Raw genomic sequence first — 13,019 nt, 5'->3', positions numbered from 1 at the left:
CCGGATGGTGCTGCGCTTATCCGGCCTACCGCTTGGTATCAAAAGTAGGCCGGATAAAGCGTTAAGCCGCATCCGGCACTATATATACTATCATTTCGCCATCGCCTTCTCGTTTTTTACCCGCAACTTTTTTGCCCGACTCTCCAGCAGCAAATAACACACCAGTGCCAGAAGCAGCGGAATAAAATAGTACAACACGCGATACGCGAGCAGGGCAGCAATGATCGTTCCCTGAGACGTGTCCTCTCCTGCCAGCAGCGCCATAAACACCGCTTCCAGCACGCCGATCCCCGCTGGAATATGCACGATTACGCCGGCAATACTGCTCACCAGCAGCACGCCCAGCACGAAGAAATAATCGATATTCTGGCCGAGCAACAACCAGATAATCGCCCCCATTACCATCCAGTTCGCACTGGATATCGTCATTTGCGCGAGGGCAAATTTCCAGGAGGGCAGCACCAGTTTTTGGCCCTTGATGGTGATGTGACGATGTTTAGAGAAGGCGCAAAACCACAGATAAACAACAATAATCAGCAGCAGCGAAATGCCTAAGATGCGCAATGTGCCTTCATCGATATACCAGTGTGCGGGCAGTTCGACGACGCCGAAGGTAAATATAAAACCGCCCAGCAGAATATAGCCCAGCCAGTTAGTGGTAATACTCAGCGAAAAAATCCGCGTTATTGTGCCCCCCGGCAATCCGAGGCGCGAGTAAAGGCGATAACGCATCCCTATACCACCCACCCAGGTGCTCAACGTCAGGTTGAAGGCGTAACAGATGAACGACACCAGCATGACCTGGCGTTTTGCCAGTTTGTGGCCGCAGTAGTAGCGCCCGAGCAGATCATAACAGCCGTAAAGTAAATAACTGACGATCACCAACCCCACGGCGCTGAGCAGGGCGATCCGATTGTAATCGCGGATGACCGTCCACACCTCCTGCCAGTTGACCTTGCTGGCATAAACAACCAGCAGCACGATCACCGCAATAAAAAACAGCCATGTGAGGATCTTTTTCGCTAACCGCCAGCGTCGGTGGCTTTTTGCCATCAGGTTTTCCCTCCTGCATCCTCAGTTTGTATACGGTCCTGAGTTTCCAGAGCGGGCTGCGCGGGCGGCTCTACCTCGGCCAGATGCGGGGTATGCGCCGGCAGCCAGCCAACCAGTGCCGGGAAGTGGCGTAAAAAGTGGAAGGCCAGTACGCTCTTGGTCAGGTTCCACCAGGTGCGTTTTGGCAACATGGATTCATCAACCCGCTTGCAGTCCTGCGCAATAATAGGGTTCAGGTTGTCACGCAGGGTCTGATTAAACGTACGGTCATGAATAATCAGATTTGCCTCCAGATTCAGTGACAGGCTCAGTGGATCAAGATTGCTGGAGCCCACCGTCGCCCAGTGATCGTCCATCAGCGCCACTTTGCCATGCAGAGGTTTACGGCGGTATTCATAGACATGGACGCCGCCTTTTACCAGATAGTTGTACAGCAGGCGGGCGCCCACTTTCACAATCGGCATATCCGGTTCACCCTGCACGATGAGTTTTACCCGAACGCCCCGTCGGGCCGCTTTACGCAGGGCATGCAGAAAGCGATAGCCGGGAAAGAAGTAGGCATTGGCGATGATCACTTCCCGCCGTGCCTGGGTCAGCATTTTCAGATAGTGGCGTTCAATATCATCACGATGTTCTTCGTTATCGCGCCAGACGAACAGCGCCTGCGCTTCGCCGGGGCGATGATTGTCGATTGCCCGGTGATGACGTCGCCACCAGCGTCGTACCGCACTCTGTCCGGGCAAGTTTTCCAGCACGAATTTCAGAATGTCAGCAACGACTGGACCTTCAACGCGCACGGCGTAATCCTGCTTGGCCTCCGGACCGTAATCAGACATGTGTTCAGCGGAGTAATTGATGCCGCCAACAAAGGCAACACGATCATCAATGACCACAATTTTGCGATGCATACGGCGAAAGAGATTAGTGCGCATCCCGAACAGACGCGGACGCGGATCGTAGTAGCGGAAAACAACGCCGGCTACGGTGAGCTCTTCGACAAAACTGTCGCTAAGATCCGGCGAGCCGTAGCCATCCAGCAGCACCTCTGCTTTGATTCCTCGCCGGGCGGCTTCGAGCAACGCGGCATGCAGCTGTTTTCCTACCGCATCTTCAAACCAGATAAAGGTCTCGAGGATTATTTTTTGCTGCGCCTGTTCAATGGCGTCAAAGACGGCGGGGTAGAATTGATCGCCGTTTTCCAGTAGTTGAATTTGATTGCCTTCACGCCAGCCATATTTCATAAATTAATCTCCGCACTCAGAGGGGCATGATCGGACAAATGTCGCCAGTGACGCAGCGCCAGCGTCGTTGGGGTACTGGCATTCGCGTTTTTCACATAGATCCTGTCCAGACGCAGCAGGGGAAACTGCACCGGAAATGTTCGCGCCGGGCGGCCGTGGGCGCGGGTAAAAATCTCGTCAAGGCCAGCTTTGGCTTTCAACGGGCGATTGGCCGTTTGCCGCCAGTCGTTAAAATCCCCGGCAATCACCACCGGCTCCGCATCGGGCAGGGCGTTAACCCAGTCTGCCAGCATCGCGAGCTGGGCCTGGCGGTGAGCTTCACGCAGGCCGAGGTGCACACAGATCACATGGATGGGGTGGGAGAGCATTGGCGGTACGATTCGGCAGTAAAGGACTCCGCGCTTTTCACTCGCGCCGACCGACACATCACGATTTTCATAATGCTCAATGGGATACCGCGACAGCACCGCATTACCGTGATGTCCCTGCGGGTACACGGCGTTACGCCCGTAGGCGAAGTCGCTCCACATCGTGTCCGCCAGAAATTCGTAGTGGCTGGTATCCGGCCAGTTCTCAATGTGCAGCGAATGAGCTTCGTGCGCACCCATCACTTCCTGCAGGCATACAATGTCTGCACCGACCGTTCTGACGGCCTCCCTTAGCTCAGGTAAAATAAAACGCCGGTTGAAGGCGGTGAACCCTTTGTGAGTATTAATGGTGAGCACATTGAATGAAAATTGAACTCCCGATCCGCTCATGAGCCTCCCGTTGGCGTCACTTCCTAAATAAAATAGTGTAGTCATCGTCACAAAAAGATGCAGTGTTGCGGAATTTTCCGTAAAGTCCGGTACTCTGAACAATTAGTTGAAAATCCTTCAGGAGAAAAGCCATGAGGTGGCAACAACGTGTTCGTGTCGCAACGGGTCTAAGTTGCTGGCAGATTGTGTTGCATTTACTGGTAGTGGCGTTGCTGGTAATGGGCTGGATGAGCGGCACGCTGGTGCGCGTCGGCCTGGGATTATGCGTCGTTTACGGCGTAACGGTTTTATTAATGCTGGCCTTGCAACGTCACCATGAACAACGCTGGCGTGACGTCGCTGATGTGCTGGAAGAGCTGACTACCACGTGGTATTTCGGTGCCGCAATGATCGTGCTGTGGTTGCTGTCGCGCGTGCTGCAAAACAACGTCTTGCTGGCACTGGCGGGTCTGGTGATCCTGGCCGGACCCGCCGTGGTCTCGCTGCTGGCGAAAGACAAAAAGCTACATCACCTTACGTCGAAACATCGCATACGCCGCTGAGCCGGTTGTGGCCGCTATCACCAACAGCGGCCACAAACTTCCCCAGACAATCTGCAGACTCGCATCCTTCAGGTAAATCTGTTTCGTGATGTCCGTAAAATGGCGGATCGGGTTTATCCACGTCAGATTCTGCAACCAGACCGGCATGTTTTCGACCGGTGAGACGTAGCCCGAGAGTAAAATCGCCGGCATCATAAACACAAACACGCCGATAAACGCTTGCTGCTGGGTGGCGCACAGCGATGAAATCAGCAGACCAAAGCCGACCAGCGACAGCCCGTAAATTACCATTGTGAAATAGAACAACCCCAGTGAACCGGCAAATGGAATGTCATAAGCCCAGATACCAATTGCTAGCACAATGGTGGCCTGAAAAGTAGCCACAATCAGCGCGGGCACAGCTTTACCGATGAAAATCTGCCAGGTGGTAAGCGGGGAGACCAGCAGCTGATCCAGCGTACCTTGCTCGCGCTCGCGAGCAACCGAAAGCGAGGTGACGATCATTACGCCGATAGTGGTGATCATGGCGATCAGCGACGGCACCACGAACCATTTATAATCCAGATTCGGGTTGTACCAGTTACGCACGACCAGCTCGCTGTTGTTTGGTTTCGGCTTGCCGTCCATCAGCTCCTGCTGATACGTCTTAACGATTTGCTGCAGGTAATTGGCGGCAATTTGCGCGCTGTTGGAGTTACGCCCGTCGAGGATAATCTGCATAGGAGCTTGCTGGAAGGTGTCCAGGTTGCGCGAAAAATTGGCCGGGAAGCGCACCAGCAGCAGGGCTTTTTGCGTATCGATGGTAGGCTTAATCTCCTGCGGGCTTTTCAGCAGCAGAACATGCGTAAAAGCGCTGGCGCGGGCGAAGCGCTGGGTAAGCTCAACCGAATGTTTACCGTTGTCTTCGTTATAGATAGCGATCGTGGCGTTGGTGACTTCCAGCGTTGCCGCGAACGGGAACAGGATCACCTGAATCAGCACCGGTAAAATCAGAATGGCTCGCGTCTGCGGTTCGCGTAATAGCGATTGCAGCTCTTTGCGAATTAATGTCCATAAGCGATGAAACATGCCCGTCCCCTTAATCCAGCCGACGTTTGGTTTTAAGCCACGTCAGGCCAATAAACATCACCGCCGAAGCGATTAAAAACAGCACGTTAATAATCAGCACCACTGGAATATTTCCCGCCAGAAACAGGCTTTGCAGGGTACTGACGAAATAACGAGCCGGAATAATGTAGGTTACCGCCCGGATAATCGCGGGCATGCTGTCTATCTGGAAGATAAAACCTGACAACATAATCGAGGGCAGGAAAGCGGCGTTCAGCGCGACCTGCGCGGCGTTAAACTGGTTGCGGGTGATGGTGGAAATAAGCAACCCCATGCCAAGCGTACTGAGCAGAAACAGGCTGGTAATGAAAAACAGGATCAGCAACGAGCCGCGATAGGGCACGCCAAGAATAAATACCGACACCAGCATACACAGCAGCATCGCCAGCATGCCGAGGAAATAATAGGGGATCAGTTTACACAGCAGTAATTCGACGCGGGTAACTTCGGTAGAAAGCAGTGCCTCCATGGTTCCGCGTTCCCATTCGCGCGCCACCACTAATGAGGTGAGGATCGCGCCAATCACCGTCATGATGATGGTTACCGCCCCGGGAATAATAAAATGCTGGCTGATGGCCGCCGGGTTAAACCAGTAGCGTGTTTGCACGTCGATCAAAGGCTCGAACGATTCCCCACGATCTTCCGCCCGCTGTTGCTGCCAAATCTGCCAGATACCTTCGACATAACCCTGCACAAAGTTGGCGGTATTGGGTTCGCTGCCATCGGTGATCACCTGGATCGGTGCCACGTCATTAGGTCGCGCCATCTGCTGGGCAAAATCCACAGGGATCACCACCAGCCCACGAATGCGCCCGGCCTGCATTTTCTCAATCAATTCCTGCCGGTTATCGCTGATGGTGGCGTCAATATACGGCGAACCGGTCATAGTATGGGTAAAATCCAGCGCCTCTTCGCTTTGCTGTTCGAGCAAAATCCCGACCCGCAGCTTGCTGGAGTCGAGGTTTATCCCGTAGCCGAAGATAAACAGCAGCAGCAGCGGGATCACCACCGCAATCAGCCAACTGCTGGGATCGCGAACGATCTGGCGGGTTTCTTTCACGCACAGCGCACGTACGCGACGCCAGGAGAGAGAGGAGTTACTCATGCGTATGCTCCTTATCCCAGTCATTGATTAGCGTAATGAACGCCTGCTCCATGGTCGGGTCCGGAGTGTCGCTGTCGGCAGCCTGAGCTTTCAGGTCGTCCGGTGTTCCGCTGGCAATCAGTTTGCCGCGATACACCAACCCGATGCGATCGCAGTATTCCGCCTCGTCCATAAAGTGGGTGGTCACCATCACCGTGACGCCTTTTTCCACCATGCTGTTGATATGCAACCAGAACTCACGACGGGTGAGGGGATCGACCCCGGAAGTGGGTTCATCAAGGAACAGAATGTCGGGTTCATGCATCAGCGAGCAGGCCAGCGCCAGACGCTGCTTAAACCCTAGCGGCAGTTCGTCGGTGGCGTGGGAAGCGATACTCTTCAGGCCAAATGCCTCGCTCATTCGATCGATTTTCTCCTTCTGCGCCCGACCACGCAGGCCGTAGACGCCGGAGAAAAAACGCAGATTTTGTTCAACCGTCAGGTTACCGTACAGGGAGAATTTCTGCGCCATATAGCCCAGATGCTGACGCGCTTTGCCGGAGCTGACTTTCAGGTCCATATCCAGCACCAGCGCTTTACCGGAGGTGGGGACCAGCAGGCCGCACATCATTTTAAAGGTGGTGGATTTGCCGGCACCGTTGGGTCCTAACAGACCAAAAATCTCGCCGCGCTGTACGGAAAAGTCTACGTGGTCGGTCGCGGCAAAATCGCCAAACTTCTTGGTCAGCGCTTTGGCTTCGATCACCGTTTCGCCAGGCGTACCTTCTACGGTATGCAGGATAGCGCCCAGCGGGGATTCCGATGTTCCGGCTCCGCCGAGTAAATCGATAAAGGCATCTTCGAAGCGGGGTGCAGTTTCATTGATGGTTATCTGCGGCATGCCGTCAGCGTTTTGGATCTGCTGAGCTGTCGCCTCTTTTTTCAGGATTAAACGGACGGATTTCCCCTGAATCATTCCGTCGCTGACCAGCGGTAGTTTTAACGCGCGTTGCAGCAGTCGGCGGTTATTTTCCTGCGGACTGCTCATCAGGAAGCTGCGACCAGCCATGGTTTGCGTAAGCTGAGTAGGATCGCCCTGGTATAACAATTCGCCTTCGTTCATCAGCAGCACATCACGGCATTGCTCTGCTTCATCCAGATACGACGTACTCCAGAGGATCAGCATGCCGTCTCCGGCCAGTTCGTGGACCATTTGCCACAGTTCGCGACGGGAAATTGGGTCGACACCCACACCTGGCTCATCCAGCAGCAACACTTTGGGTTCGCCGACCAGCGTACAGGCTAGCCCGAGCTTCTGCTTCATGCCGCCGGAAAGTTTGCCGGCCAGTCGTCCGGTAAATGGCCCCAGTGAGGTAAACTCCAGTAGTCGGGCAAAGGTTTTTTCTCGCGCCTCACCGGTGACGCTGCGCAAATCGGCATAGAGATTGAGGTTCTCCATGACGGTCAAATCTTCATACAGACCAAATTTCTGCGGCATATAGCCCAGCACCGCGTGCAGCGCGCTGTCGTCTTTGATGGGGTCAAAACCAATTACCGCAGCACTTCCGGCATCAGGTTTTAATAATCCCGCCAGCATGCGCATCAACGTGGTTTTGCCCGCGCCGTCCGGCCCGACAAGCCCGGTCACGTAGCCCGCATGCACGATACAGTCGAGCGGGGCGACGGCCGGTTTTTCCATTCCAGCAAAGTTTTTCGTCAGCCCTTTAAGCGTAATGACGGCGTCATTCATGCCGTGCCTCATCGCCAAATTTTATCGTTACCGGCATTCCCTGACGTAGCGCATCGTCCGCATCGGTTACGACAATTCGCAGGCGATACACCAGATCGGTGCGCAGATCAGGAGTCTCGACCGTTTTCGGCGTAAATTCGGCGGTTGGTGACACAAAGCCGATTTTGCCGTGATACGGTTTGTCCGGGCGACCGTCGGTATAGAGCAGGATCTCACGTCCTGGCTGCGCCTGGCTCAGATTGCGTTCGTCAACGTAGGCGCGGACCCATACCGGACGCGTGAGCGACAGCGTCAGTACCGTGCTCCCTTCGTTCAGCATGCTGCCGGGTTCAACCGCGCGGGTGAGAAGCGTGCCGTCAGACGGCGAGGTCAGCGTGGTGTCATGCAAATTAAGCTCTGCCTGTGCCAGCTCGGCCTGAGCTTGTTCGAGCGTGGCTTTTGCCTGTTCGATGTCCTGCACACGATTACCGCTGCGATACTGCGTGAGTTTATCCTGCGCGGATTTCAGTGAAGCTAACGCCTGATCGCGAGATGAACGCGCGTTTTCCAGATCGTTGGCAGAAATGGTACGGCTTTTCCACAATCCTACCTGCCGATTGTAAAAATTCTGCGCGTAATCATAGGCGGCCTGCGCCTGTTTGACTGCCGCCGCGGTTTGCGCGATCTCTTCTTCGCGATACCCTGCCAGCATCAGATCGTATTGCGCCTGCGCGGCGGCAACGTTGGCTTTTGCCTGCATCAATGCGTTTTCATACGGTGCGCGGTCCAGTTCACCCAGCACCTGACCGGCGGTAATCGCATCGCCTTCATCAACCGTCAGCGAGGCCAGTCTGCCGCCGACGCGAAAACTCAGGTTGACGCTACGTATATCGACATTGCCGTATAGCGTCAGGCTGTTATCTTGCCGACTCTGATACCACCACGTTCCACCGGCAATCACGGCAACGAGGGCCGCGATAACCAGCCCGAGAACGACAGGTTTTTTCATGACTCCAGACTCCTTTGCGTTAAACCTTGCAGAATAAGATCGATGTGACAGGTGATCGTTTGGTCAATCAGCGCGGTTTTATCCTCATCAAATTGTGACCAGCCCGTACGCAACAGAATGGTTTCTTTCCCCAGACGAAAAGCCAGCACCTCGCCGAGTATGGCGTGGGTATGCAGAATCATTTGGGTATCGTTGGCATCGCCGCCGGTATAGGCGGCAATCAGGCGCGTCAGGTGTGTATGCAGCGGATTGATAACCTGGTCGTGCACCAGTTGATAAGCCGCAGTGGGGGAAAGCTGTTCACGCGAGATAAATTTGCTCAGGTTAACGGTGTCGTCCTGGGTTAACAGCATGATCATATTTTTGCAGGCGCGCAGGATCAGTTCACGCATCGCGCCACGATCCGGTTCTGGCTGAGCGAATAAACGCTCGGCCTCTTCAGCGTGCGGACGAAACTGTGAGCCGATAAAATCTGCAATCCACTGAGCGCAGGCGAGATATAAATCCTCTTTTGAGCCAAAATAGTAGGTGATAGCCGCAATGTTTTGCCCGGCCTGTGCAGCGATATCGCGCGTCGTGGCGTGCAGACCATACTCGCCGAATTGCGCCAATGCAGCGGCAATGAGCTGGTTCTTCGCCTGTTCACCTTTGGTTGTCATGGTGGGTGTATTCATGGCACGACTCTGATCTTAATCAATCGATTGATTAAGATTATGACTGATGCGCAGCCTTGTCCAGTCCGGACGGTTATTTTCCAGTAAAGGGATAATTTATGCGGCACATCACAAAAACTGCTACACTCCGCCCCTTCATGACATTGTGGTTTTTGTCATCTCTATTGTATGTATCTCCCTGAAAACGACACCGGTAACGGTCAGGGCGGTTCGGAGTTGTTATGTCTTTTGATTCCCTTGGTTTAAACCCTGAAATTTTACGTGCCGTTGCCGAGCAGGGTTACCGTGAACCTACCCCTATTCAGCAGCAGGCTATTCCTGCCGTGCTGGAAGGCCGCGATCTGATGGCCAGCGCCCAGACCGGTACGGGGAAAACGGCAGGTTTTACCCTGCCGCTGTTGCAGCACCTGATTACCAATCAGCCGCATGGTAAAAGCCGTCGTCCGGTTCGTGCGCTGATCCTCACGCCAACCCGTGAACTGGCGGCCCAGATTGGCGAAAACGTCCGTGACTACAGTAAGTATCTGAATATTCGCTCGCTGGTGGTCTTCGGCGGCGTCAGCATTAACCCGCAGATGATGAAACTGCGTGGCGGTGTGGATGTACTGATTGCCACCCCGGGTCGTTTGCTCGATCTGGAGCATCAGAACGCGGTAAAACTGGATCAGGTGGAGATCCTGGTACTGGATGAAGCTGACCGCATGCTGGATATGGGCTTTATTCACGATATTCGTCGCGTTCTGGCAAAACTGCCGGCAAAACGTCAGAACCTGCTGTTCTCGGCAACGTTCTCTGATGACATTAAGTCGCTGGCCGAAAAACTGCTGCATAACCCGCTGGAAATCGAAGTGGCGCGTCGTAATACCGCGTCCGAGCAGGTAACTCAGCACGTTCATTTCGTCGATAAAAAACGTAAACGTGAACTGTTGTCACAGATGATTGGTCAGGGCAACTGGCAGCAGGTGCTGGTGTTTACCCGTACCAAACATGGCGCGAACCATCTGGCAGAACAGCTGAATAAAGACGGCATCCGCAGTGCGGCAATCCACGGTAATAAATCTCAGGGGGCGCGTACACGTGCGCTGGCTGATTTTAAATCCGGTGATATTCGCGTGCTGGTAGCGACCGATATTGCCGCGCGTGGTCTGGACATTGAAGAGTTACCGCACGTGGTGAACTACGAGCTGCCAAACGTCCCAGAAGATTATGTGCACCGTATTGGTCGTACCGGGCGTGCCGCCGCTACTGGCGAAGCGTTGTCTCTGGTGTGCGTCGATGAACACAAGCTGCTGCGTGACATCGAGAAGCTGCTGAAAAAAGAGATCCCGCGTATAGCGACGCCAGGCTACGAGCCAGATCCGTCCATTAAAGCTGAGCCGATCCAGAACGGTCGTCAGCAGCGTGGCGGCGGCGGTGGTCGCGGGCAGGGCGGAGCAGGGCGTGGCCAGCAGCCGCGTCGTCAGGATGGCGGTGCGCCAAAAGCGAAGCCGCGTAGTGGCGAAGGCAAACCGGCAGGTGATAAACCTCGTCCACCGCGCCGCCCGCGCAAACCGTCCACAGCGCAGTAATTGCGAGCCCGGCCGAAAGGTCGGGCTTTTCTTTTTGCGACACGGGATAGAAAGTGCCACAATAGTGGCTGTTTATACAGTATTTCAGGTTTTCTCATGGCACTTACGGCTGCGTTAAAAGCGCAAATCGCCGCCTGGTATAAGGCGCTTCAGGAACAGATCCCCGACTTTATCCCTCGTGCACCGCAGCGGCAAATGATTGCTGACGTCGCGAAAACGCTTTCCGGGGAAGATGGGCGGCATCTGGCGATTGAAGCGCCGACAGGAGTGGGGAAAACCCTGTCGTATCTGATTCCCGGTATTGCCATCGCGCGTGAAGAGCAAAAAACGCTGGTGGTCAGCACCGCCAACGTCGCTTTGCAGGACCAGATCTACAGCAAAGATTTACCGCTGCTGCGCAAAATTATCCCCGACCTGCGTTTTACCGCCGCGTTTGGTCGCGGACGCTATGTCTGCCCGCGTAACTTAGCGGCGCTGGCCAGTACTGAACCCAATCAGCAGGATCTGCTGGCTTTTCTCGACGATGACCTGACGCCCAACAACCAGGAAGAACAAAAGCGCTGCGCCAGGTTAAAAGGCGATCTCGACAGCTACAAGTGGGACGGGCTGCGCGATCACACCGATATCGCCATTGACGACGGACTCTGGCAGCGTCTGAGCACCGATAAAGCTAGCTGTCTGAATCGCAACTGTCACTACTATCGTGAATGCCCTTTTTTTGTCGCCCGCCGGGAGATTCAGGAAGCTGAAGTGGTGGTGGCTAATCATGCGCTGGTGATGGCGGCGATGGAAAGCGAAGCCGTTTTGCCGGAGCCGAAAAACCTGTTGCTGGTACTTGATGAAGGCCACCATTTGCCGGATGTCGCGCGCGATGCGCTGGAGATGAGCGCGGAAATCAGCGCCCCCTGGTACCGGCTCCAGCTGGATCTGTTTTGCAAATTAGTGGCGACCTGTCTTGAACAGTTTCGCCCGAAAACCACGCCGCCGCTGGCGAATGCCGAGCGTCTGAACGGTCACTGTGAAGAGCTGTATGAACTGATTTCATCGCTCAATAACATTCTTAATCTGTATATGCCTGCTACTCAGGAGGCGGAACACCGCTTTGCGATGGGCGAACTGCCTGCAGAAGTGATGGAGATTTGTCAGCGTCTGGCAAAGCTTACGGAAATGCTACGCGGGCTGGCGGAACTGTTCCTCAACGATCTCAGCGAAAAAACCGGCACTCACGATATTGTGCGTCTGCATCGGGTTATTTTGCAGATGAACCGGGCGCTGGGCATGTTTGAGGCGCAAAGCAAACTGTGGCGGCTGGCATCGCTCGCGCAGTCGTCAGGCGCGCCGGTGAGTAAATGGGCGACGCGCGAGGTGCGTGACGGGCAGATCCACGTCTGGTTCCACTGCGTGGGGATCCGTGTGAGCGATCAGCTCGAACGACTGCTGTGGCGTAGCGTCCCGCATATTATTGTCACTTCCGCAACGCTGCGCTCGCTCAACAGCTTCTCGCGTTTGCAGGAGATGAGTGGTCTGAAGGAAAAAGCAGGAGATCGGTTTGTTGCGCTGGATTCACCGTTTAATCACGTTGAACAGGGCAAAATCGTCATTCCGCAGATGCGCTACGAACCGTTAATTGATAACGAAGAGCAGCATATCGCGGAAATGGCCGCCTATTTTCGCGAACAGCTGGAAAGTAAAAAGCATCAAGGGATGCTGGTACTCTTTGCCAGCGGTCGGGCGATGCAGCGTTTTCTTGAGCATGTTACCGATCTGCGCCTGCTGTTGTTGGTGCAGGGCGATCAGCCGCGCTATCGTCTGGTAGAGTTGCACCGCAAACGGGTGACCAACGGCGAGCGCAGCGTGCTGGTTGGGCTGCAATCTTTTGCTGAAGGTCTGGACTTGAAAGGCGACCTGCTGACCCAGGTGCATATTCACAAAATTGCTTTTCCACCGATCGACAGCCCGGTGGTGATCACCGAGGGCGAGTGGTTGAAAAGCCTGAACCGCTACCCCTTCGAGGTGCAGAGCCTGCCCGCGGCGTCGTTCAATTTGATCCAGCAGGTTGGGCGACTCATCCGTAGCCATGGCTGCTGGGGAGAAGTGGTTATTTATGACAAACGTTTATTGACCAAAAACTATGGCAAGCGTTTACTGAACGCGTTACCCATATTTCCGATAGAGCAACCTGCTGTGCCAGACGTTATAGTAAAACCAAAAGAAAAAGCGAAACCCACGCGCCGCCGTCGGCGTTAACGATGCG

At 54.7% G+C, this 13,019-nt stretch carries 11 protein-coding genes; 3 read left to right on the top strand and 8 right to left on the bottom strand.

The window, feature by feature from the left end; translation table 11 throughout:
* Positions 1-90 precede the first annotated feature (90 nt).
* Genes OGV74_RS18240 through OGV74_RS18230 form a run of 3 tightly spaced genes read right to left on the bottom strand, consistent with a single transcriptional unit; the run spans position 91 to position 3,052 of the window.
* Positions 91-1,053 (bottom strand): lysylphosphatidylglycerol synthase domain-containing protein, encoded by a 963-nt coding sequence (locus OGV74_RS18240; protein WP_086503859.1) that lies wholly within the window; start codon positions 1,051-1,053, stop codon positions 91-93.
* Positions 1,053-2,294 (bottom strand): cardiolipin synthase ClsB, encoded by a 1,242-nt coding sequence (gene clsB, locus OGV74_RS18235; RefSeq protein ID WP_003837040.1) that lies wholly within the window; start codon positions 2,292-2,294, stop codon positions 1,053-1,055. Before clsB ends, OGV74_RS18240 begins: the two co-directional genes overlap by 1 nt.
* Positions 2,291-3,052 carry an endonuclease/exonuclease/phosphatase family protein gene (locus tag OGV74_RS18230; RefSeq protein WP_086503860.1) on the bottom strand — a complete coding sequence of 254 codons (762 nt, stop codon included), beginning with the start codon at positions 3,050-3,052 and terminating at the stop codon, positions 2,291-2,293. The genes clsB and OGV74_RS18230 overlap by 4 nt, the downstream gene beginning before the upstream one ends.
* Positions 3,053-3,183: 131 nt before the next feature.
* On the opposite strand from OGV74_RS18230, the gene OGV74_RS18225 reads away from it, so the two are divergent.
* Positions 3,184-3,594: a YbhQ family protein gene (locus OGV74_RS18225; protein WP_003035203.1), complete on the top strand. Its 411-nt coding sequence runs from the start codon at positions 3,184-3,186 to the stop codon at positions 3,592-3,594.
* Here OGV74_RS18225 and OGV74_RS18220 read toward each other — a convergent pair.
* The 5 genes from OGV74_RS18220 to cecR are packed head-to-tail and all read right to left on the bottom strand — an operon-like array spanning position 3,556 to position 9,197.
* On the bottom strand, positions 3,556-4,662 hold the full coding sequence (locus OGV74_RS18220) for an ABC transporter permease (RefSeq protein WP_003837035.1): 1,107 nt from the start codon (positions 4,660-4,662) through the stop codon (positions 3,556-3,558). The genes OGV74_RS18225 and OGV74_RS18220 overlap by 39 nt on opposite strands.
* A 10-nt stretch (positions 4,663-4,672) precedes the next feature.
* Positions 4,673-5,806, bottom strand: a complete 1,134-nt coding sequence (locus OGV74_RS18215; protein WP_003845402.1) for an ABC transporter permease — start codon at positions 5,804-5,806, stop codon at positions 4,673-4,675.
* A complete protein-coding gene (locus OGV74_RS18210) occupies positions 5,799-7,535 on the bottom strand; it encodes an ATP-binding cassette domain-containing protein (RefSeq protein ID WP_003845404.1) in 1,737 nt (578 codons plus the stop codon). The genes OGV74_RS18215 and OGV74_RS18210 overlap by 8 nt, the downstream gene beginning before the upstream one ends.
* Positions 7,528-8,523: a secretion protein HlyD gene (gene hlyD / locus OGV74_RS18205; RefSeq protein ID WP_003837029.1), complete on the bottom strand. Its 996-nt coding sequence runs from the start codon at positions 8,521-8,523 to the stop codon at positions 7,528-7,530. The genes OGV74_RS18210 and hlyD overlap by 8 nt, the downstream gene beginning before the upstream one ends.
* Positions 8,520-9,197 (bottom strand): transcriptional regulator CecR, encoded by a 678-nt coding sequence (gene cecR / locus OGV74_RS18200; RefSeq protein WP_003035216.1) that lies wholly within the window; start codon positions 9,195-9,197, stop codon positions 8,520-8,522. The genes hlyD and cecR overlap by 4 nt, the downstream gene beginning before the upstream one ends.
* Positions 9,198-9,418: 221 nt before the next feature.
* Between cecR and rhlE the strand changes: the two genes are divergently transcribed.
* Both rhlE and dinG read left to right on the top strand, forming a co-directional pair.
* Positions 9,419-10,765, top strand: coding sequence for an ATP-dependent RNA helicase RhlE (gene rhlE / locus OGV74_RS18195; protein ID WP_086503862.1), 1,347 nt, complete (start codon positions 9,419-9,421; stop codon positions 10,763-10,765).
* Positions 10,766-10,861: 96 nt separating this feature from the next.
* The gene (gene dinG / locus OGV74_RS18190; RefSeq protein ID WP_057063406.1) at positions 10,862-13,012 is read left to right on the top strand and encodes an ATP-dependent DNA helicase DinG; all 2,151 of its coding nucleotides are present in this window, start codon (positions 10,862-10,864) and stop codon (positions 13,010-13,012) included.
* Positions 13,013-13,019: the final 7 nt, after the last annotated feature.

Source organism: Citrobacter sp. Cf116 (assembly GCF_030336505.1).
Classification (GTDB): domain Bacteria; phylum Pseudomonadota; class Gammaproteobacteria; order Enterobacterales; family Enterobacteriaceae; genus Citrobacter; species Citrobacter freundii.
Note: the sequence above shows the minus strand (reverse complement) of the source record. Positions and strands in the feature narration are given on the sequence as shown.

Excerpts from the sequence above, each read along its gene's own strand:
- OGV74_RS18240 (WP_086503859.1), bottom strand. The coding sequence starts at position 1,053 with ATGGCAAAAAGCCACCGACGCTGGCGGTTAGCGAAAAAGATCCTCACA.
- clsB (WP_003837040.1), bottom strand. The coding sequence starts at position 2,294 with ATGAAATATGGCTGGCGTGAAGGCAATCAAATTCAACTACTGGAAAAC.
- OGV74_RS18230 (WP_086503860.1), bottom strand. The coding sequence starts at position 3,052 with ATGAGCGGATCGGGAGTTCAATTTTCATTCAATGTGCTCACCATTAAT.
- OGV74_RS18225 (WP_003035203.1), top strand. The coding sequence starts at position 3,184 with ATGAGGTGGCAACAACGTGTTCGTGTCGCAACGGGTCTAAGTTGCTGG.
- OGV74_RS18220 (WP_003837035.1), bottom strand. The coding sequence starts at position 4,662 with ATGTTTCATCGCTTATGGACATTAATTCGCAAAGAGCTGCAATCGCTA.
- OGV74_RS18215 (WP_003845402.1), bottom strand. The coding sequence starts at position 5,806 with ATGAGTAACTCCTCTCTCTCCTGGCGTCGCGTACGTGCGCTGTGCGTG.
- OGV74_RS18210 (WP_003845404.1), bottom strand. The coding sequence starts at position 7,535 with ATGAATGACGCCGTCATTACGCTTAAAGGGCTGACGAAAAACTTTGCT.
- hlyD (WP_003837029.1), bottom strand. The coding sequence starts at position 8,523 with ATGAAAAAACCTGTCGTTCTCGGGCTGGTTATCGCGGCCCTCGTTGCC.
- cecR (WP_003035216.1), bottom strand. The coding sequence starts at position 9,197 with ATGAATACACCCACCATGACAACCAAAGGTGAACAGGCGAAGAACCAG.
- rhlE (WP_086503862.1), top strand. The coding sequence starts at position 9,419 with ATGTCTTTTGATTCCCTTGGTTTAAACCCTGAAATTTTACGTGCCGTT.
- dinG (WP_057063406.1), top strand. The coding sequence starts at position 10,862 with ATGGCACTTACGGCTGCGTTAAAAGCGCAAATCGCCGCCTGGTATAAG.